This is a genomic window from Bradyrhizobium sp. CCGB01 (assembly GCF_024199795.1).
Taxonomy (GTDB): Bacteria; Pseudomonadota; Alphaproteobacteria; order Rhizobiales; family Xanthobacteraceae; genus Bradyrhizobium.
Window position 1 is genome coordinate 4911266 of the sequence record NZ_JANADK010000001.1, and the last position, 17569, is coordinate 4928834.

At 64.4% G+C, this 17569-nt stretch carries 19 protein-coding genes; 13 read left to right on the plus strand and 6 right to left on the minus strand.

Annotated features, from left to right (window positions below):
- Positions 1-58 precede the first annotated feature (58 nt).
- Entirely contained in the window at positions 59-868 is an 810-nt protein-coding gene (locus NLM25_RS22560) for an SDR family NAD(P)-dependent oxidoreductase (protein ID WP_254138442.1), read from the plus strand.
- Positions 869-960: 92 nt separating this feature from the next.
- The gene (locus tag NLM25_RS22565) at positions 961-1767 is read left to right on the plus strand and encodes an aldolase (protein WP_254138443.1); all 807 of its coding nucleotides are present in this window, start codon (positions 961-963) and stop codon (positions 1765-1767) included.
- A gap of 54 nt (positions 1768-1821) precedes the next feature.
- Here the strand turns inward: NLM25_RS22565 and NLM25_RS22570 are convergent, their stop codons facing one another.
- Complete coding sequence (locus NLM25_RS22570) at positions 1822-3051, minus strand: lytic murein transglycosylase (protein ID WP_254138444.1); 1230 nt, start codon at positions 3049-3051, stop codon at positions 1822-1824.
- Between the two features lie 136 nt (positions 3052-3187).
- On the opposite strand from NLM25_RS22570, the gene NLM25_RS22575 reads away from it, so the two are divergent.
- The 3 genes from NLM25_RS22575 (at position 3188) to NLM25_RS22585 (ending at position 4046) form a co-directional block, all read left to right on the plus strand.
- Complete coding sequence (locus NLM25_RS22575) at positions 3188-3448, plus strand: hypothetical protein (protein WP_254138445.1); 261 nt, start codon at positions 3188-3190, stop codon at positions 3446-3448.
- Positions 3449-3521: 73 nt separating this feature from the next.
- The gene (locus NLM25_RS22580; RefSeq protein ID WP_254138446.1) at positions 3522-3773 is read left to right on the plus strand and encodes a hypothetical protein; all 252 of its coding nucleotides are present in this window, start codon (positions 3522-3524) and stop codon (positions 3771-3773) included.
- Between the two features lie 84 nt (positions 3774-3857).
- The gene (locus tag NLM25_RS22585) at positions 3858-4046 is read left to right on the plus strand and encodes a hypothetical protein (RefSeq protein WP_254138447.1); all 189 of its coding nucleotides are present in this window, start codon (positions 3858-3860) and stop codon (positions 4044-4046) included.
- A 6-nt stretch (positions 4047-4052) separates the two neighbouring features.
- Here the strand turns inward: NLM25_RS22585 and NLM25_RS22590 are convergent, their stop codons facing one another.
- The gene (locus NLM25_RS22590; protein ID WP_254138448.1) at positions 4053-4583 is read right to left on the minus strand and encodes a MarR family winged helix-turn-helix transcriptional regulator; all 531 of its coding nucleotides are present in this window, start codon (positions 4581-4583) and stop codon (positions 4053-4055) included.
- 53 nt (positions 4584-4636) lie between these two features.
- On the opposite strand from NLM25_RS22590, the gene NLM25_RS22595 reads away from it, so the two are divergent.
- Entirely contained in the window at positions 4637-5116 is a 480-nt protein-coding gene (locus tag NLM25_RS22595) for a carboxymuconolactone decarboxylase family protein (RefSeq protein ID WP_254138449.1), read from the plus strand.
- Between the two features lie 21 nt (positions 5117-5137).
- Positions 5138-5641, plus strand: coding sequence for a cupin domain-containing protein (locus tag NLM25_RS22600; protein ID WP_254138450.1), 504 nt, complete (start codon positions 5138-5140; stop codon positions 5639-5641).
- A gap of 90 nt (positions 5642-5731) precedes the next feature.
- Here the strand turns inward: NLM25_RS22600 and NLM25_RS22605 are convergent, their stop codons facing one another.
- Both NLM25_RS22605 and efp read right to left on the minus strand, forming a co-directional pair.
- Positions 5732-7354 carry a M23 family peptidase gene (locus NLM25_RS22605; protein ID WP_254138451.1) on the minus strand — a complete coding sequence of 541 codons (1623 nt, stop codon included), beginning with the start codon at positions 7352-7354 and terminating at the stop codon, positions 5732-5734.
- 24 nt (positions 7355-7378) lie between these two features.
- Positions 7379-7945 (minus strand): elongation factor P, encoded by a 567-nt coding sequence (gene efp, locus NLM25_RS22610; RefSeq protein WP_254119169.1) that lies wholly within the window; start codon positions 7943-7945, stop codon positions 7379-7381.
- Between the two features lie 162 nt (positions 7946-8107).
- Between efp and epmA the strand changes: the two genes are divergently transcribed.
- From epmA to NLM25_RS22625, 3 genes are read left to right on the plus strand one after another with little or no spacing between them, the layout of a single operon-like run.
- Positions 8108-9172 (plus strand): EF-P lysine aminoacylase EpmA, encoded by a 1065-nt coding sequence (epmA, locus tag NLM25_RS22615; RefSeq protein ID WP_254138452.1) that lies wholly within the window; start codon positions 8108-8110, stop codon positions 9170-9172.
- A complete protein-coding gene (locus NLM25_RS22620; protein ID WP_254138453.1) occupies positions 9169-10263 on the plus strand; it encodes a lysine-2,3-aminomutase-like protein in 1095 nt (364 codons plus the stop codon). Before epmA ends, NLM25_RS22620 begins: the two co-directional genes overlap by 4 nt.
- Positions 10264-10300: 37 nt before the next feature.
- Positions 10301-10558, plus strand: a complete 258-nt coding sequence (locus NLM25_RS22625) for a hypothetical protein (protein ID WP_254119175.1) — start codon at positions 10301-10303, stop codon at positions 10556-10558.
- A 62-nt stretch (positions 10559-10620) separates the two neighbouring features.
- Here the strand turns inward: NLM25_RS22625 and NLM25_RS22630 are convergent, their stop codons facing one another.
- Positions 10621-11706 (minus strand): 3-deoxy-7-phosphoheptulonate synthase, encoded by a 1086-nt coding sequence (locus NLM25_RS22630; RefSeq protein ID WP_309143610.1) that lies wholly within the window; start codon positions 11704-11706, stop codon positions 10621-10623.
- Between the two features lie 233 nt (positions 11707-11939).
- Positions 11940-12518 carry an HdeD family acid-resistance protein gene (locus NLM25_RS22635; RefSeq protein WP_254138454.1) on the minus strand — a complete coding sequence of 193 codons (579 nt, stop codon included), beginning with the start codon at positions 12516-12518 and terminating at the stop codon, positions 11940-11942.
- Between the two features lie 289 nt (positions 12519-12807).
- On the opposite strand from NLM25_RS22635, the gene pflB reads away from it, so the two are divergent.
- From pflB to NLM25_RS22650, 3 genes are read left to right on the plus strand one after another with little or no spacing between them, the layout of a single operon-like run.
- On the plus strand, positions 12808-15078 hold the full coding sequence (pflB, locus tag NLM25_RS22640) for a formate C-acetyltransferase (protein WP_254138455.1): 2271 nt from the start codon (positions 12808-12810) through the stop codon (positions 15076-15078).
- Positions 15079-15091: 13 nt separating this feature from the next.
- Positions 15092-15919, plus strand: coding sequence for a pyruvate formate-lyase-activating protein (gene pflA, locus NLM25_RS22645; protein WP_254138456.1), 828 nt, complete (start codon positions 15092-15094; stop codon positions 15917-15919).
- Entirely contained in the window at positions 15808-17550 is a 1743-nt protein-coding gene (locus NLM25_RS22650) for a TrkA C-terminal domain-containing protein (RefSeq protein ID WP_254138457.1), read from the plus strand. The genes pflA and NLM25_RS22650 overlap by 112 nt, the downstream gene beginning before the upstream one ends.
- Positions 17551-17569 lie beyond the last annotated feature (19 nt).

A 17569-nucleotide genomic window follows, 5' to 3' on the forward strand; every position in this document is an offset into this window, starting at 1 on the left:
ATCCGACGGTGTCATGCGGTCAAAATAATCCGCTCAAACAACAAAAAAAGGAGTGAACATGGCAGGGCAGGTTGAGGGCAAGGTCGCGCTCGTGACAGGCGGCGCTTCGGGTATCGGCGAAGCCATCGTCGAGCTGTTCGCGCGCGAGGGCGCAACGGTCGTCATCACCGATATCGACGAGCTGCGCGGCCCCGAGCTCGCCAAGCGCGTGACAAAGGCCGGCGGCAAGGCAATCTTCCTGGAGCAGGACGTCACCAGCGAGGAACGCTGGATCGAGATCGCAGCCGAGATCGCAAAACGCTACGGCCGGCTCGATATCATGGTTTCCAATGCCGGCATCGGCATCGCCGTGCCCTCGATCGTCGACATGACGCTAAGCGACTGGCGCAAGCAGAACGCGATCAATCTCGATGGCGTGTTTCTCTCGGTCAAGCACTGCCTGCCCCTGATGCGGAAGACCGGCGGCGGCTCGATCGTCATGATGTCCTCGCTCGCGGGCCTGCGTGGCGCGCCGGGCCTGTCGGCCTATTCGGCCACCAAGGGCGGCGTGCGGTTGTTCGCCAAATCGATCGCGATGGAATGCGCGGCCGCCGGCGACGGCATCCGCGTCAACTCCGTGCACCCCGGCATCATCGACACGCCGATCTGGGGCAAGATCCCGACCGGGGCGACTGGCGCCGGCCAGAACGCGCCGATCGACCCGGAGGAGCGCGCCAAGGTCGCAACGCCGCTCGGCCGTGCCGGCCAGGCTGCGGAGATCGCCTCGGGCGTGCTGTATCTGGCCTCCGATGCCTCGCGCTACGTCACCGGCAGCGAGCTCGTCATCGACGGCGGCATGAATGCCGGCGGCGTGCCGCGGCGGGCGTAGTCGACGCAGGGCAGGGTGGCGGGACGAGGGGCTGACGCTTGCGCGTCGCCCCTGTACAACGCCAGAAGCCGATCAAACGAGGTTTCCCTGCCATGGCGCACAGCCTGTCCCACGCCGCTTCATCCGCGTCCGCAACCGCCTCAGTGGGGTCGAACCGGCCGGATCTCGCCACCGACGCGATCCGCACCGCGCGCGAGGACCTCGCCGCCTGCTTCCGCATGGCTGCGCGCAACGGTTTTGAGGAAGGCATCTGCAACCATTTCTCGGCGGTGGTGCCGGGCCACGACGATCTCTTCCTGGTCAATCCCTACGGCTACGCCTTTCGCGAGCTGACCGCGTCAAGGCTTTTGATCTGCGACTTCCACGGCAACGTGCTCGACGGCGAGGGCGTGCCCGAGGCGACCGCGTTCTACATCCATGCCGAGATGCACAAGCGCCTGCCGCGCGCCAAGGTCGCCTTCCACACCCACATGCCCTATGCCACGGCGCTGTCGATGACCGAGGGCGATCCCCTGATCTGGGCTGGCCAGACCGCGCTCAAATTCTACGGTCGCACCGCGGTCGACCGCGACTATAACGGCCTCGCGCTGGACAACCGCGAAGGCGCGCGCATCGCGTCCGCGGTGGGTGATGCCGACATCGTCTTCATGAAGCATCACGGCGTGATGGTGCTGGCCCCGACCATCGCGGAGGCCTGGGACGATCTCTATTACCTCGAACGCGCCGCCGAGGTGCAGGTGCTGGCGATGTCGACGGGAAGGGAAGTTCTGCCCGTCGATGCCGCGATCGCCGCCGAAACCTACAGGCAGATGCGCGAGGGCGACTCCGAATCCGCGCGGCTGCACCTCGCCGCGATCCGGCGGCAGCTTGATGCGGAAGAGCCGCAATATCGACACTAGCGATGGTCGCGTAGCCCGGATGGAGCGCAGCGCGATCCGGGCTACCTGCCGCGGCTAGCTGCCCTGCCGCAGCTTCGCCAGCACCTTCAGCCCGCCATAGCCATCCGCGGGCGCAATCCCCGCCCGCTGCTGGAAATCCTTGACCGCCTTCATGGTGTCGTTGCCGACGCGGCCGTCGGTGCCGCCGGTGTCGAAGCCGGCCTTGGTCAGCCGCGTCTGCATCTCCTGCACCTCGGCCAGCGTCAGCGCGCGCTCGGAGCCGGGGAAAGGCTGGATGAAGGGCGGCGCGCCGAGGCAGCGGTCGCCGAGATGGCAGATCGCCAGCGCATAGTTCATCGAGGGATTGTAGCTCTTCACCGAGTAGAAGTTCGGTCCGAGCAGAAAGGTCGGGCCGCCTGCGACGGGCGTCCACATCTGCGCGGATGCGTTCGGTTGCGGGAACGGCTGGCCGTCGGCGCGGGTGACGCCGGCTGCCTGCCACGCCGCGTAAGTCCGGCTGCCACTCATGTTGCCGGACGCGCGCACCTCGTAGCCCCAGTGCTCGCCGCGATGCCACTTGCCGCGATTGACGAGGTATTTTGCGGTCGATCCCAATGCGTCGTCGGGCTTGCCGAACGGCGAGACCTTGCCGTCGCCGTCATAGTCGATTCCGACATTGAGCCAGACCTCCGGCATCCATTGCGAATGGCCCATCGCGCCGGCCCAGGATCCCTGCATCTGCTCCGGCGTGCTCCAGCCTTTGTCGACGATGCGCAGCGCGTTGATCAGCTCGGTTTCCCAATAGGCCTTGCGGCGCGGCTCGTTCCAGGCGAGCGCGGCGAGCGAGGGGAACACCGGCGTCATGTGGTTCTGCTGCACCAGCGGATCGCCATAGGCGGACTCCACGCCCCACAACGCCAGCAGCGTGCCGCGCTCGACGCCGAAATCGCGCTCGACGCGCGCGAGCAGCGCCTCGTTGTTCTTCAGCGCGATCTTGCCGTTGATGATGCGCCAGTCGGAGACGCGGCGATTGATGTATTGCCAGACCTGTTCGTGGAATTCGGGCTGGTTGCGCATCTGCTTGAACACGCTCATGTCAGGCTCGACCCGCGCCATCGCGCGTTGCCATGTCGCGGCCGAAATGCCTTTCGCCATGGCGCGTGCACGAAAGCCCTCGCGCCATTCGTCGAAGCCCGGAGGCGCGGCGAGGAGCTGCGTGGGGAATGCGACGAGTGCGGCTGCGCCGAGCGTGGATCGAAGCAGGGCGCGGCGGCTGTGGCCGGCAGAGGAATCAGCGTGTTTCATGGACCCATTCTAGCGGGAAACAGGGGCCCTGTGAGCCAGTTCCTGGAACACCGGGATGAGGTCATCGCCGCCGCGTTCCGCCGGAACAAAGTGTCGCAGTCCCGCATTCCCTCCGCATACATTGGAGGATGAGAGGATGAAAAGATATCTGTTTGCGGCCGCCATGGTCACGGCCATCGCCGCGCCTGCATTCGCCGACGAAGTCGGCGTTCACGTCGGTCCGGTTGGTGCCGGCGTGACGGTCGGACAGTCCCATGAATATCGTGAGCGGGATCGCGATCGCGACCGCACCACAGTCATCAAGGAGCGCGAGCCTGCCGACCGCACCACGGTGATCAAGAAGGAAGATGAATTCGGCAATCGCAGCAAGACCGTGATTCATCACGACAACGACTGACGGAGCAGGGCCCCGGCTGATCGCCGGGGCCTGCCTTCCGCACCCAGTCTGCTCATCGAAAAGTCGGGGTGGAATGAAGATACGCGCACATGCGGAGAGCCATGTCGTCGAACTCGACGACGGATCGCAATGGCAGATTTATCCCGGCGATCTCGCGACCACGCTGAGCTGGAAGCCCGAAACCGATTTGCACCTGGAGCCAGGCGGCGACCGGGTGAGTTCGCATGTGCTGGTCAATGCCGCGGATCAGAGCCGCGTGCGCGTGATCGCAGCGGGCGAGACCTGGCCGGACGGCGAGGTTAAGAAGGCGTTGAAGGACGGCTAGGCATCCTTGCGCCTGCCCAGATATCCCCGATTTGAAGCCTGTCACTTTACGGTCGGTTCGCTTCCGTCCGCGCAGAATGGGCGCATGCGGGAGCTGTTCGACATCATCCGTAGCAATCCCTGGCCGTTTGGCGCCGGGCTGTTTGTCGTGATCCTGATGATCATCGCCGAGAACTTTGGCCGCGGCATTCAGGGCGACGGCGCCGTCAGCGATTTCTCGGACGGCGATGGAGGAGACGGCGGCTGCGGTGGGGACGGAGGCGGCGGCGACTAGAGCCGGCTAGTCCTCCTGCAAATCGGCGGCGATGCCGGCGAGCCAGCGCCGGATCGCGGTTTCTGCCTTGGCGTCCAGGCTTGCGGCAAGGCGCTTCTCCAGCGCGATCACGCGCTCCCTGCATGCCTTCAACAACGTCGCTCCCCGTGGCGTCAGCGCCCATTGCTGGATCCGGCCATGAACCGGATGAGGCGTCATCACGATCGCACCGTCGCGCTCGAGATTGCGAATGATCACGCCGACCGTCTGCGGGGTCAGGAAGGTGAGCCGGGCGACGTCGGCGCCCGAGAGACCCGGATAGGCGTTCAGCATGGTCAGCACGGCGAATTGCGGCGACGTCACGCCGAGGTCGGCGAGCGTCCGTTCCATCGTCAGGCGGACCGCGGCGTGGGCCTGGCGCAGCAGATAGCCGAGATAGCCCTGCTCGCCGCGCTTGCCTTCTCCGGGCGCGGGCACGCGAACGGCAACGTCTTCGGCGGGCGCGGTCGTCTTGCGCGAGGCTTTCGATTTCGTGAGGGCCGCGGCCTTGCGTGTCATGTAAGAGCTCTTATAAGATGTAAGCAGTCTTATAATACACGAGGTAAACCGCGATGTCACACGCCCGCAGCGAATACGAGGATTTCAAGACAATCGCGCCCGATGCGTATGAGCTGGTGCTGGCACTGGGCCAGGTGGCGGCCAAGGCGGGCCTCGACAAGCAGCTCCTGGAGCTGGTCAAGCTGCGGGCCTCGCAGATCAACGGCTGCGCCTTCTGCGTACAGCATCACATCCTGTTCTCGGAGCGCATCGGCGTTCCCGTGGACAAGCTGAATCTGGTCGCGGTGTGGCGCGAGGCGCCGGTCTTTTCCGCGCGCGAGCGTGCCGCGCTTGCCTGGGCCGAGGCGCTGACATTCCTGCCCGACGGCGTCAGCGAGGCGATCTATGCCGAGGCTTCCGGCGAATTCTCCGAGACCGAGCTGACGTACCTGACCTCGGCGATCGCCTCGATCAACGTCTGGAACCGTTTTGGCGCAGCATTCCGCTGGACGCCGGCGAAGCGGCCGGCCGCAGCGAATGCCGCTGCATCCTGATTGCAACGAAGGGAGGTTGTCATGACTGCAATGAGTTTGGCCACCACGCAGCGCTCGGTGCCTTCGCGTTCGATGGCGCTGGCCGTCGTCGGCGGGCTCGCCTGCGCGCTTGCGATCGGCAAGGCGCTGCCGGTGACGATGGACACGATATCGGGCGCGCTGGCGCCACTCTGCGCCACGGCTGCGGAGAGCTCACCACTCGACAAGGTCGAGCCGATCGGCTCCTACGCACTGCCGAACGTGCCGGGCAAGCGCGTCACCATCGTGCGTGTGTTCTACGGACCGGGCGGGTTCTCGCGGCCGCACCGGCACGCAGGCTCGGTGACGGCTTACATCACCAAGGGCGAGATCCGCTCCCAGCTCGGCGGCGGTCCGGTCGAGACGTTCGGCGTCGGCCAGTCCTTCTTCGAGCCGCCGGGCTCGACCCATCTGGTGTCGGCGAATGCGAGCACGACGGAGCCCGCGGAATTGATCGCGGTGTTCGTGGCGGATGAGGGCGCTCAGCTCACGACGCTGTTGGAGTGATCCGTAGGGCTTGTAGCCCGGGTGAGCGCAGCGATACCCGGGACGGTCCCGGATAGCGCTTCGCTCATCCGGGCTGGGGTCCGTCGTCCCTCAATTCTCCTCGCCGCTCGATCCCTCGCGCAGGTCCGGCTTGATCACGTCCTCCGGCAGCGCATGCGCCACCGGCTGCGGCGTGCCGGCGATCTCCGGGCCGACCTCGCGGCCGCGCGCGCGGATCAGGCGTTCATAGGCCGAGACCAGCGTGACGTAGGGACTGACCCAGATCCAGCCGTCGCGGGTAAACACCTGCACGTCGAAATGCAGGTGCATCGATGTGCCGGCGGGATGGTCGAGATAGTTGGAGACCACACCGATCTTCTCGCCCTCGGTGACGATGCGGCCGTTGAGCACGCCGCCGGCGGTCAGCGCCTGCGGGTTCATGTGCATGTAGCGGAAGCGGATATGCTCGGTGCGGCTGTTGACCTCGAGCGTTGCGGCCTGATCCCTGGCGCCGCGGATCACCATGGCGTCGCGAACCGCGACGACGCCGCGCTGCTTGGGATCGCAGGGTTCGCGGCCTTCGCCGGGCGGTGGGCATTCGGCGGCGCGGATGTCCTCGCCCTGGTGGCCATAACCGCCGCCGCATTGCCAGACCTCGAAACTGCGGGACTCGCAGAAATTGTCGCGCCAGGGATAGGCCGTCGGGCCGTCGCTCTTGTCGCGCTTGCCGTAGGATTGCGAACGCACGAAGGCGGGCGCCTTCTCGAGGGGAAAGCGGATCTGCGCATAGGCCATCACATCCGGATGGCCGGCCTTGTTGCGATAGCCGGTGTTCGGGATGATGTCGCCGCTCGGCCGGTAGGTGAAATCTGGCGAACGCGCCAAAGGACGATCGATGATGCTGGAGGCCGTGTCCGTGAGCGGCCGCATGCGCTGGCCGCCCGCGATGCGGAGCCCTTTCAGGAAGCGCTCGGCAACCGGATAGGCTTCCTTGCAGGCGAGCCGCCGCGGCTTTGCAACGCTGTCGAGGCATTGGATGGAAACGACATAGGCGACGCCGAAGCGGGTGAAGGCGTAGCGCACATAGCCTTCCCGGATGAACCTGCGCAGGTCCGGATAGGTTGCCGCGAGCGGCTTGACCGACTCGCCCTTGCCGCCGGCGGGATCGGCGACGTCGTAGACGAGCGCCGAGCCCGTGATCTGCACCTCGACCGGCCTTGCGTAGACGCGGCTGGGCATGCCGTCGCCGGCGCCGGGCTCGAGCGAGAAGCTGGCGCTGTAACCGGCGGGGCCGGAATTGAACATGTCGACGGGATTGAAATCGGCCTGATAGCGCGAGATCGCGAGTGTCCCCGGGGCGCCGTTGCGCTGCGCCTCGAGATACGCGGCAGCATCGAACGGCAGCAGCACGGGCACGGAGCTGCGGGCGATACCGGTGAAGAATTGCGATGAGACCGCGTTGAGCTGCACCAGCGCAGGCATCGCCCGCGGATCGTAACGAGGCACCGAACGGCGAGGTGCGAAGATGAAGTCGCCCGCGACCGGGGGACGGCTGTTGATCTCGCTGCGGAGCTGGTCCAGCGCTGCGCGCCAATCGACGCGCAGGGCCGTGAGCGAAGGGCTGCGAATTTCATCCGCAGCGAGCGGCGTGGCAACGAGGGGCGAAAACGCCACCAGAAGCAGCGAGACGAAGCGGAAACTCTTCCCAACCACTGTCTCGCCCCCCGGCGGCACCTGTTCCGATCGCCCCGTTCGTCGTTAGTCCTTGGCGCGCTCGGAGTAGGAGCCGTCCTCGGTCATCACCACGATGCGGGTGCCGACCGAGATGTGCGGCGGCACGGTGGTGCGGATGCCGTTCGACAGCACCGCCGGCTTGTAGGACGACGAGGCGGTCTGCCCCTTGGTCACCGGCTCGGTATCGACCACTTCCAGCGTCACGCGCTGCGGCAGCGCCATCGACACGACGTTGACGTCGTGGGTCGACAGCTTGACGGTCATGTCTGGCTGAAGATAGGCCGCGGCGTCGCCGATGACGTCCTTGGAGACCTGGACCTGGTCGTAGGTCTCGGGGTTCATGAAGTGGAAGCCCTCGCCATCTTCATACAGGAAGGTGTAGTTGCGCTCTTCGATCGTGGCCTTTTCGACCTGGTCGGTGGTCTTGTAGCGCTCGGAGATCTTTACCCCGTCCGAGATTCGGCGCATTTCGATCTGGCTGACCGGGGTGCCCTTGCCGGGATGGATGTTCTCGGCGCTGACGACGACATAAAGCTTGCCGTCTTGCTCGATCACGTTGCCTTTGCGAATAGAACTGGCGATGACTCTCAAAGCTATATTTCCTGCTTGCTTGGCCCGGCTGCGGCCAGGACGTGGTCAAATCTCGGGGGGACTCGGGGTCTCAAATCGGACCTCAGCGCCCGTTTCGGGCCGCAACATACTGATTTTGCCGTTGGATGCCAGCGTTTTGCTGGCCCGCGGGGCGGTCGGTTAATGACTGGGGACAAGCCCATTTCGCCGTTCTGGTCACCCGGCCGGCACCTCGACCGGCGGCCGTTCCTCCAGGCCAGGGGGGCCATTACCGGGTCTCTACGGGGCTTTTTCGCCGAGCAGGGGTTTGTCGAGGTCGAAACCTCCGTCCTCCAGGTCTCGCCGGGGAATGAGACCCATCTTCACGCCCCCCGAACCGAGATCATGCGGCCGGACGGCAGCCGGGCCAGTCGATACCTGCGGACCTCGCCCGAATTCGCCTGCAAGAAGCTGCTGGCGGCGGGCGAAGAGCGGATTTTCGAGTTTGCCCGGGTGTTCCGTGACCGCGAACGGGGCGACCTGCATCTGCCCGAATTCACCATGCTGGAATGGTACCGGGCCGGCGCCCCCTACGACGCCATCATGGCCGACACCGTGGTCATCATCGCCCGCGCCGCGCAGGCAACGGGGATCGGGACTTTCACGTTCCGAGGCCGGACAGCCGACCCCTTCGCCGAGCCAGAGCTTCTGACGGTCGCGGGCGCCTTCGAGCGGTTCGCCGGGATCGACCTGCTGTCGACAATCTCTGGGAACGAGGGTAACCGTGCCGTGCTCGCCCAGGCGGCCGCCGGCAAGGTCCGCGTGGCCAGGGACGACACCTGGTCGGACATCTTCAGCAAGGTCCTGGTCGAGCATGTCGAGCCGCATCTGGGGCAGGGCCGTTTGACCATTCTGTTCGAATACCCATCTCCAGAGGCGGCGCTGGCACGGGTGAAGGCTGGCGATCCCAGGGTCGCGGAACGCTTCGAGGTCTATGCCTGCGGCGTCGAGCTCGCCAACGGCTTTGGCGAACTCACCGACGCCGAGGAACAGCGCAAGCGCTTCACCGAGTCGATGGCAGAGAAGCAACGCCGCTACGGCGAGGCCTATCCGCTGGACGAGGATTTTCTGGCCGCGGTCGCCACAATGCCGGAGGCGAGCGGTGTCGCGCTCGGCTTCGACCGGCTGGTGATGCTCGCGAGCGGCGCAGCGCGGATTGATCAGGTGGTGTGGACACCGCCCGCTAATGAAACGTTAAGTGAGACATGACGAAGACCAACCTTGCACGCACCCTGCGTGAGCCGGCCGAACTTGTAGCCGCGCAGCTTGCATCCGCCGAAGCGCTGCCTGCGCTCGAACGCGTCGCCGCGCGCTATGCGGTGGCGATCACGCCGGCGCTGGTCGATCTGATCGATACCTCCGACCCCGACGATCCGATCGCGCGGCAATTCGTTCCGACCGTTGCCGAGCTGGAGATGCAGCCGGGCGAGAGCGCCGATCCGATCGGCGATCACCCGCACTCGCCGGTTCCCGGGATCGTGCATCGCTATCCCGATCGCGTGCTGTTCAAGCTCGTTCACGTCTGCGCGGTCTATTGCCGCTTCTGCTTCCGGCGCGAGATGGTCGGGCCGGGCAAGGAGAACGCACTGTCGGACGGCGCGTATACCGCGGCGATCGACTACATCCGCTCGCATGGCGAGATCTGGGAGGTGATCCTGACCGGCGGCGACCCTTTGATGCTGTCGCCGCGCCGGATGAGCGAGATCATGGCCGATCTTGCGGCGATCGAACACGTCAAGATCATCCGCCTTCACACCCGGGTGCCCGTGGCCGATCCGGCGCGCATCAGCGACGAGATGGTCGCGGCGCTCAAGGTCGAGGGTGCGACCACGTGGGTGGCGATCCATGCCAACCATGCGCGCGAGTTGACGGGGCCTGCGCGCGAGGCCTGCGCACGGCTTGCCGATGCCGGGGTTCCCATGGTGAGCCAGTCCGTGCTCTTGCGCGGCGTCAACGACACCATTGCCGCTTTGTCGGATTTGATGCGAGCTTTCGTCGAATGCCGGATCAAGCCGTACTATCTGCATCACGGTGACCTCGCGCCTGGCACCGTGCATTTGCGAACGACGCTGGCCGAGGGGCAGGATTTGATGCGGCAGTTGCGTGGCCGGGTGTCAGGACTGTGTCAGCCCGACTATGTCATCGACATTCCCGGCGGCGCCGGCAAATCGCCGGTGGGGCCGAATTATGTGTTGGTGGCACAAAATACCGCAGCTGGCGCGGGTGAAGCCGACACCGAAACGCGCTATCGTATCGTGGATTATTGCGGCGAGGTTCATCTCTATCCGCCCGCCACGTGAGCGGAGGGAGCGCCGGCTTGAGAATGGAGGATCGGACATGAAGATGATCATGCTGGCAGCGTCGCTCGTGATCTTGCTCGGTGGCACTGCGATGGCGCAGACCGGCACCAAGGGATCGACGACAGGCGGAGGCGGTGTCACGTCGGGATCGATACCGCAGGCGCCGATCGGTCATCGTCAGCCGCGCGCCAGCGATGTGCCAAGCGAGAAGAACCTCAGCGATCCGAACAATCCGGTGAACAAGGAAGACGCTCTGCTCGACAAGAAGATCAAGAGCATCTGCCGAGGCTGCTAAGCCGCAATTGAGCCGTGGCGGGCAGGGCGCGACAGCTCGCCCCGCCCGCGCCTTCATTGGCCTTAAGCCGTGCGCTCGTGCAGCCCCGCGCGCTGCGTGTTGCGCCGGATCTCGACCGCGTCAGCGAGCTGCTCGAGCACGGTCGCCGTGGTCGCCCAGTCGATGCATCCGTCGGTGATGCTCTGGCCGTAGGTCAGCGGCTTGCCCGGCACCACGTCCTGACGGCCGGCGACGAGATTGCTCTCGATCATCACGCCCATGATGCGGTTCTCGCCGCCCGAGATCTGGCCGGCGATGTCGGCCATGACCAGAGGCTGGTTTTCCGGCTTCTTGCTCGAATTGGCGTGGCTCGCATCCACCATCACCAGCGGCGCGACGCCGGATTTGGCCAGATCGTTACAGGCGGCCGCGACGCTCGCCGCATCGTAGTTCGGCTTGCTGCCGCCGCGCAGGATGATGTGGCAATCCTCGTTGCCCGCGGTCGAGGCGATGGCGGAGCGGCCGAGCTTCGTCACCGCCATGAAATGATGCGGATGCGAGGCCGACTTCACCGCGTCCGCCGCGATCCGTACATTGCCGTCGGTGCCGTTCTTGAAGCCGACCGGGCAGGACAGCCCCGAGGCCAGCTCGCGATGGATCTGGCTCTCGGTCGTGCGCGCGCCGATCGCAGCCCAGGACACGAGATCCGCGATGTATTGCGGCGTCGTCATGTCTAAAAACTCTGCGCCGGCGGGCAGGCCGAGATTGTTCACCGCCGACAGCACGTTGCGCGCCAGCCGCAGGCCCTTGTTGATGTCGAAGCTGCCGTCGAGATCGGGATCGTTGATCAGGCCCTTCCAGCCGACGGTGGTGCGCGGCTTCTCGAAATAGACCCGCATCACGATCTCAAGCTGGTCGGCGAGGTCTTCGCGCAGGTTCGCGAGGCGCTCGGCATATTCGAGCGCGGCCTTGGGATCATGCACCGAGCAGGGGCCGACCACGACAAGCAGGCGGTCGTCCTGGCCATTGAGGATGGCATGGATGGCGTTGCGCGCCGCCATCACCACGCGCGTCGCGGTGAGCGTGCGCGGGACTTCCCGCATCACCTCTTCCGGCGTGCTCAGCTCTTTCAGTTCGCGGATACGAAGATCGTCGGTCGTGCTCAGCACGGCGGGCTCCTGTTTGTTGAGAACCTGCCGGCCAATAAAAAAGCCGCCAGGTCTGGCGGCTTGTTCGGACGTTTGCTTCAATATTTCAGATTGAGCGCGATCCTCCTGCCGCCAGCGAGCTGTCGTAGCTAAAGTACCAAAAATAGCTGGTGACGAGGGTGATCATGGGAGCCATATAGCGTGCCCCTGGCGGGTTGTCACCCCCCAATCGGCTCGTTCGGCGATGAAGAGCCTCAGGTGTTGCTATTGCGTGCCGCCAGCGCCATGCCGATCAAGGTGGCGCCGCCGAACAGCAGGTTGATACCGACGAGGATGCCGATCGCCCATTCCGCCGAGCTCGGCAATCCCGTGATCACCATGAAGGAGATCGCGATATCGACGAGGCCCGAGATCAGGAGCCACGTCCAGCGGCTGCTCAGCTCGCGGCGGTGCTCCAGCGCATACATGATGGTGGCGACGCCCTCGGCCAGGAAATAGGCGCCGAGCACGATGGTCAGCGTCAGCACGGCCTGCATCGGCCGGGCCAGCAGCAGCATGCCGGCAAGCACGGCGAGCGCGGCCGAGATCAGCGACCACCAGAAGCCCGGCGTGCTGCGCGCCCAATAGGTCACGATCAGCCCGCCGATGCCGCTGATCAGGAGCATCCAGCCGAGGACGATCGCGATCGCAAGGCTTGCGAGCGGCGGCAGGACGAGCGCGGCGATACCGAGCACGGCGAGCAAAATGCCTTCGAACAGAAAGGCTTTCCAATGCGCTTTTACCGTCCGGCTCATCGCGGATTGCAGCCGGGAAAAATCCTCAGGCGATGTCATCGGCAGGCTCCAGATCGAACAGCGTGGGCTCAATCTAGTCGACGCGCACCCCGCTTGCCATCCCGCTAGCTAGGCCGTGTACTCATAAACCGTTGGCGATGTCCGCTTTGCGCCGATACCGACCACCTTTGTGCGGCCGCAGCCCTGCAGGAGCAGCCCAATCGGCAAGGAGACCCCTTCCGGCTTGACATAGATCAAGCGTCGCGTCGGCGCATCATCGCTAACATGAGGAGATAACAGAGGTACCGCAGCCGGACCCAAAACCAATTCCTCGGGATGGAGATGGATCATGAAGGGCAGCGCAGCGCGCAAGCATGATGATGTCACCACGGACGCATGGCGCGGCTTCAAACTGGGCGACTGGTCAAAGACCATCAACGTCCGCGACTTCATCGTGCATAACGTAACCTCCTATACGGGTGACGAGAAATTTCTCGCCCCTGCCTCGCAGCGAACAAAGGCCGTATGGGCAAAGCTGCAGCCTTACTTCGCCGAGGAGCGAAAGAAGGGCGTCCTGGCCGTCGACGCAGCAAATCCGTCAACCTTGCTCGCGCATCAGGCCGGCTACATTGACCGCGACAACGAAGTGATCGTCGGCCTGCAGACCGACCAGCCCTTTAAGCGGGCGATCTTCCCCTTCGGCGGACTCCGCATGGTGGAAGCCGGCCTCAAGGCGGCCGGATTCAAGGCTGACGAGAAAGTCCACGAGGCCTTCACCAAGTATCGCAAGTCGCACAACGACGGCGTGTTCGACGCCTATACGCCCGAGATCATGAATTGCCGGCGATCCGGGATCATTACTGGCCTGCCCGATGCCTATGGACGCGGCCGCATCATCGGCGACTACCGCCGGGTTGCCCTTTACGGCACCGACCGTCTGCTGGAGGTCAAGCACCAGGAGCGGGCCCAGATCGACGACATGTGGCCAACGGATGAAATCATCCGCATGCGCGAGGAACTCGCCGAGCAAATGCGCGCGCTGCAGGACCTGGCGTCGATGGCGAAGCTCTATGGCTGCGACATCACGCAACCCGCAACGAATGCGCAGCAGGCGTTCCAGTGGACCTACTTTGCCTATCTCGGCGCGATCAAGGAAGCCAACGGCGCGGCGATGTCGATCGGCCGCATCTCGAGCTTCCTCGACATCTATCTCGAGCGCGACCTGAAGGAAGGCACGCTCGACGAAGCCAGCGCGCAGGAACTGTGGGACCAGCTGGTCCAGAAGCTGCGCATCGTCCGCTTCCTTCGGACGCCCGACTACGACGCGCTGTTCAGTGGCGACCCCTACTGGGCGACTGAGTGCGTCGGCGGCATGGATCTCGACGGGCGGGCGCTGGTGACCAAGAGCAGCTACCGCATGCTCCACACCCTCTACAATCTCGGGCCGGCGCCGGAGCCGAATATCACCGTGCTGTGGTCCACCCACATGCCGGCGCCTTTCAAGCGCTTCTGCGTCAAGGTCAGCAAGGATACGTCCTCGCTGCAATACGAGAACGACGATCTGATGCGCCCGTACTGGGGCGACGACTACGCGATCGCCTGCTGCGTTTCGGCCATGCGGCTTGGCAAGCAGATGCAATTCTTCGGCGCCCGGGTGAACTTCGCCAAGGCGCTGCTCTACGCCATCAATGGCGGCCGCGACGAGGTTTCCGGCGACCAGGTTGCGCCGAAGTCCATGCCGGTCACCGGCGATTTCCTCGACTATGACGACGTCTTGGCGAAGTTCGACACCATTCTGGAGTGGCTCGCCAAGACCTACGTGCATGCCATGAACTGCATCCACTACATGCACGACAAGTATTTCTATGAGCGCCTCGAGATGGCGCTGCACGATCGCGACATCCTGCGCACCATGGCGTTCGGCATCGCCGGCCTGTCTGTTGTTGCCGACAGCCTTGCCGCCATCAAGTACGGCAAGATCCGTGTGAATCGCGATGCCACGGGACTGGTGGTCGACTACCAGAACGAGGGCAATATCTCGACGCCGCAGTTCGGCAATAACGACGACCGGGTCGACCAGATCGCCTCCCAGCTGGTGACCTCCTTCATGGAGAAGATCCGCAAGCATCCGACCTACCGGAACGCGACGCATACGCAGAGCGTGCTCACCATCACCTCGAACGTCGTCTACGGCAAGGCAACCGGCAACACACCGGATGGCCGCCGCAAGGGTGAGCCGTTCGGACCTGGCGCTAACCCGATGCATGGTCGCGACAGCCATGGCTGGCTGGCGTCATGTCTCTCGGTGGCGAAGCTGCCCTACAAGGACTCGCTCGACGGCATCAGCTACACGGTATCGGTCGCCCCGCAGAAGGCGCACCTGTCCGAAGCCCAGGTCATCGAGGAGGCTACCAAGGCCTTCGACGTTTATTTCGGCCGCGGCGGGTTCCACATGAACCTGAACGTGATCGACAAGGAGACGCTGGAAGACGCCATCAAGAACCCGGACAAATATCCGCAGCTTACGATCCGCGTGTCTGGCTATGCCGTCAATTTCGTTCGCCTGACGCCGGAGCAACAGAGGGATGTGATCAGCCGCACTTTCCACGGCCAAATCTGAGCCGAGAAATGCAATGTCGACGGTGCAGCCACTTGAATCCGGCAGCCGGCACGACCTCCGAACGGGCGCATCTCCCAATGCGCCCGACGAGGACAAGTTCAAGGACGAGGAAGGCGCGTTCGGCTACTGCCACTCATACGAATCGTCGTCCCGATACGATGGCCCGGGCCTGCGTGTCGTTCTGTTCGTTTCAGGCTGCCTGCTCCGCTGCACCTATTGTCACAACCCGGATACGTGGCACCTCAAGGACGGAACCTATGTTTCGGCCGAACAGGTGCTGAGGCGCCTCGGTGATTTCGCTCCCTCGCTGCGTGACCTCGGTGGGGGCCTGACGATATCGGGCGGCGAAGCGATGGTGCAGCTCGCCTTCGTCAGGCGGATCTTCGAAGGCGCCAAGGCGATGGGCCTGCACACGGCCATCGAAACCTCCGGATTCCTTGGCGATCGCGCCGACGAGCGGTTCCTCAATGCTCTCGACCTCGTGCTGCTCGACATCAAGAGTTCCGACCCGGACACCTACCGCAAGGTAACCGGGCGCGAAATCGCGCCGACGCTGCGTTTTGCCGAACGCCTGGCAACGATCGGCAAACCGACCTGGGTGCGCTTCACCCTCGTGCCCGGCTTTACGGATGACCCGGCGAATGTCGAGGGGATCGCAAAATTCGTGGCGCCCATGAAGAACGTCGAATGGGTTGAAGTGCAGCCCTTCCACCAGATGGGCGAGTTCAAGTGGAAGGCGATGGGCCTCGACTACAAGCACTTGGATACGCCGCCGCCCACGCGGGAGCTGATCAACAGGGTTATCGGCCAGTTTCGCGACGCGGGCTGCAACGCCCGCTGAGAGCTTTGGAATACCTGGAGGGGACAATGCTGGACGTTGCTCGCGATATCATCGGCAGCCAGCCGATCCTGACGGCGTTTCTTGCCATCGGCGTCGGCTATCTGGTCGGCCAGATCAACATCTTCGGCTTTTCCCTTGGCGTGGGCGCCGTGCTCTTCGTGGGGCTCGCGATCGGCGCTTTTGCCCCGAAGGCACAGATCATCGGCCCGATCGGTCTCACCGGCTTGATCATGTTCCTGTACGGAATCGGGATTCTCTACGGCAAGCAATTCTTCGAGGGCATGGTCGGTGCGGGCCAGAAATACAACCTGCTGGCGCTGATCGCGTGCCTTGTCGGTCTAGCCGTGGCGCTCGGCCTGGGGCAGATGTTCAACATCAAGATTGGCCATACGCTTGGGCTCTACGCGGGGTCCATGACCAGCACGGCAACCCTGCAGGCCGCGCTTGACGTCACCAAGAGCAAGGACCCGTCGATCGGCTACTCGATCGCCTATCCCTTCGGCGTGATCGGCCCGATCCTTTGCATCTACTTCATGACCCGGATTGTGAAGCCGAAATTTCCGGCGAAAGCCCAGCGCTTTCACATGGGTGAGATTTCCGTCGGCACGAGCTTTGCCGGCCACACGCTGGGAGATTTGAACAAGAAAGTCCTTGGCGACGTACAAGTGACGATGGTCCGCAAGTCCGGCCAGAACATCGTTCCAACGGAAGGTACGATTCTGTCTGCAGGCGACGCCGTGCTGGTAGTCGCCGACAGCCAGGAGGCACTTTCTGGCGCTGCGGCGAAACTCGGCGAGCTGGCACCCGGCCGGCTGGCCAGCGACCGCGCCGACCTCGACTACATCCGCGTCTTTGTCGGCAAGGCCGGCGTCGTGGGCATTCCGCTTGGCAGCCTGCCGATGCCCTCAGGCTTTCCGGCGCATCTGCTGCATGTGCGGCGCTACGACGCCGACCTCGTGCCTTCACCGGACCTGATGCTGGAGTTTGGCGACCGCGTAGGGGTTCTGATGCCGCCGGAACGCAAGGAGGAGATCCGCAAGCACTTTGGCGATACCGTCAAAGCGACCGCCGAGTTCAGCTATGTGTCGCTGGGGCTCGGCATGGTGATGGGCGTCCTGCTTGGCTTGATCCCGATTCCGATCCCGGGCGTCGGCATTGTCACGCTGGGTATTGGCGGCGGGCCGCTGATCGTGGCCCTCATTCTCGGCAAGCTGCGCCGCACCGGACCGATGCTCTGGACCATGCCGCTACCGGCGAACATCGTCCTTCGAAACTTCGGCCTTGCGATGTTTCTGGCGACCGTCGGTGTCAACGCTGGGCAACCATTTGTCCGCACCGTCGCCGAATCCGGTTTCACCATGCTGTTCATCGGCGCTGCTGTGCTGCTCTCCACGGTGGCGATCGTGCTGCTGGTCGGCCACTACATGATGCGCATCCCGTATGACGATCTCGTCGGCGTCGCATCGGGCGCGACCGGCAACCCCGCCATTCTGGTCTACTCGACCAAGATGGCACCAACGGAGCGGCCCGACATCGGCTACGCCATGATCTTCCCGTCGATGACGCTGGTGAAGGTGATCGCCGTGCAGATTGTCGGGCTCCTGACGTTGGGCAGCAGCGCGGGCGGGTGACGACGGGTCCCGGGGAATA